Raw genomic sequence first — 2662 nt, 5'->3', positions numbered from 1 at the left:
TTTTTCAGTGACTGGAAAAATCCGGTCATTCGCGAACTCGCGCCTGCCATGCCGGGGGCAAAACCTTTGGCCCTTGCCCATGCCTGCCGCGAAAAAATAACGGCGGCCGAGGGGAGCGAAACCTTGAATTTCTTGGTCAAGGCGGGCCTGCTCCAAAAAGACGATGCCGGCAACTACACGCAAACCGAAAAGTCGGTGACGACGGGCCCTATGGAGGTGACGCCAGTCGCCGTCCGCGGGATGCACCGCCAAATGGGCGAGTTCGCCCTTGACGCGATCGAGGGCGTTCCGCAAAATGAACGACATTTCTCGGGTGTTACGCTGGGCGTTACGCACGAAGCTTACGACGAAATTGTGCAAGAAATTGCTGAATGCCGCAAGCGCATCATTGCTATTGCGACTAGGGATTCTGCGGTCGATGAAGTGTACCGCTTGAACATGCAGTTTTTCCCGATGACAAACATCAAAGGTTTAAAAAAATAAAACGAGGAGGACTCCATGAACTACTTAAAAAGACAGATGGTCTGCAAAATGGCGGTGTTATTCGCCTTGACTCTTGCAGCATGTTCCACGGATGACGGTAAGCCCGAAACAGTGATGGGCGGCTCTGCCGAAGAGACCGGCTTGACTCCGGTGCTTGCCGATATTTCGGTGGGTGGCCAGACGGCGAATTTGCCTTCGCTTGTCACTCCGGACGGTAATGAATACGATGAGAACACATCAATTCAGCTTAATGTATCGCTGATGAAGGTGTTCGAATTGGATTCGTTGACTTTGGATACGACGGGAGTTGTTTATGAAGGCGCCTTTATAAATGGATCCGGAAAATTCGAAATCGACAGCGTTACTTTTAAAAGTCCGTATGCGCAATTCGAAATTCACCCCAATCGAAATAGTGATGATTGGTACGACGGCATCTGGTACAAGGATTATGTCCCGTATCAGGCCATAGTGGATTTGCGCGAGACTAGGAATGTGAATGTCAATGTAATGACCTACTTGGAAGCCTATCGTTTGCGCTATCTGGTGAATTCGGGCAAAACCTTTGCCGAAGCAAAAGCGCAGGCTGACAGGGAAGTTCTCGCGGCGTTTGGAATCGAGGGTGTTCCGTTCAATTTCGAAAAGAATGAACATGCCGCTGATTCGGATGTCGTCGAAGTTCTGCAATTTATGAACTTTTACATTGGTTCCTTGAGTAAATCTAGCGTTGAATCGTTGGCGCAAAAGTTTGGCGAAGATGGGACGCTTGACAATATTGACGAAGAGACGAAAAAACTTTTTACCGCATGGTCGTTTAGCAAGCTGAATACTATTGTGAAAGAAGACGCCCAAGGCGTTTTGAAAATGTCCGAGCTGTCCAAAGAAATCAATACGAACTTTGCGATTCTTATGCAGGGCTTGGAAGAATGTACTGCGGAAAAAGAAGGTGCCGTTATTGAAAATTCGGGTGTCTTGTTCAACTTTGTCTGTACGTCGAAAAAGTGGACAACTTCGGTAAAGCTGGCGCCCTATGTTGCGGGCTCTATGACTGACGAACGCGACGGAAAGACGTACAAGACGGTGACGTACACCTTGGAAAACGGAACGCAGACATGGTTTGGTGAAAACCTGATGTTCAATAGCCCCAATGGTTATTACTCGTTGTCCGAAGTGCTTGCGCTGGATACCTCGATTGTGATGGTGTCGCTTGATGAATGTCTGGCAGAAAGCGAAGTGCCGTCACTTTGCGATACGTTGCATGCCATGGGCAATAACATCAACTACGATAGAATGATGGCCGCAATCGATTCTGTTGAAAAGGCTACTGGAACTTATCAGGGTGTTTGCCCCGATGGCTGGCGTCTCCCGAATGGCAATGATTGGGAGAAAATGTTTGGCTTTGTCAAGGAATCGCTGGATCTTGAAGTTTATACCCTTGCGGATTACTTGTTTGCCGCTGGATTTGGAAACGTGACCTCGAAAGATGGCGGCAAGGAAGTTTGGACCTATTATGCGGTAAAGCCCGATAGTGCGTATTCGAACCCTCGGGCATCGATGATCATGTTCGAAAGCTATGGAAAATGGCTCGTACAGCAACGTCCGCTGTGGTCTAACCAATTTATCCAGTTGAATGTACGCTGCATCAAGGACGAATAGCGAATTTGGGGTAGAGAACAACGAGAGAACGAGAAGGCGGGCCTCCAACCCTCCTTCTTCTTTTTTTTGTGGCAAGGAGGAAACAAATAATGTATCTTTATGGTATCTTGTGGAATAGACGCAAGAAAAGGAATTGTATGAAACCTGGGAAGACTGAACTTCGTCTGAATGCTGAAATCGAAAAACGCGGTGCGCTTTTTGCTGTGCTGCTCGACCCCGATACATCGGACGAAGCTGCCTTTGTGAAGGCTGGCGCGATGGCCGCCGAAAACGGCGCTGACCTGCTTCTGGTGGGCGGTTCTTACCTAGGCAACTTCACGCTTCCCAAGCAGGTGGCGGCCCTCAAGGCCAACGTGGATCTTCCCGTGGGGTTGTTCCCGGGTGGAGCCTCTCAGGTGGTGCCCGGCTTTGACGCAATGCTCTTTATGACGCTTGTAAGCGGCCGTAACCCGAATTACCTGATTGACGAACAGGTGCGCGGTGGCGCCCTGGTGCGTGCTTTGAACATGGAAGCAATTCCGACGGC

Annotated in this window: 3 protein-coding genes; all 3 read left to right on the top strand. The window is 49.5% G+C overall.

Annotated elements, in window-relative coordinates; all coding sequences use genetic code 11:
• A partial coding sequence (locus tag Q0628_RS04380; RefSeq protein WP_298768519.1) for a DUF4423 domain-containing protein occupies window positions 1–483 on the top strand: 483 nt, incomplete at its 5' end.
• 15 nt (window positions 484–498) lie between these two features.
• A complete protein-coding gene (locus Q0628_RS04375) occupies window positions 499–2136 on the top strand; it encodes an FISUMP domain-containing protein (RefSeq protein WP_298768517.1) in 1638 nt (545 codons plus the stop codon).
• Between the two features lie 137 nt (window positions 2137–2273).
• The coding region (locus tag Q0628_RS04370) for a geranylgeranylglyceryl/heptaprenylglyceryl phosphate synthase (protein WP_298768514.1) at window positions 2274–2662 on the top strand (389 nt) is incomplete at its 3' end.

The organism is uncultured Fibrobacter sp. (genome assembly GCF_937877005.1).
In the GTDB taxonomy this organism is placed as follows: Bacteria; Fibrobacterota; Fibrobacteria; order Fibrobacterales; family Fibrobacteraceae; genus Fibrobacter.
The sequence above is the reverse complement of the archived record's forward strand: the minus strand, read 5'-3'. Positions and strand labels throughout refer to the sequence as shown.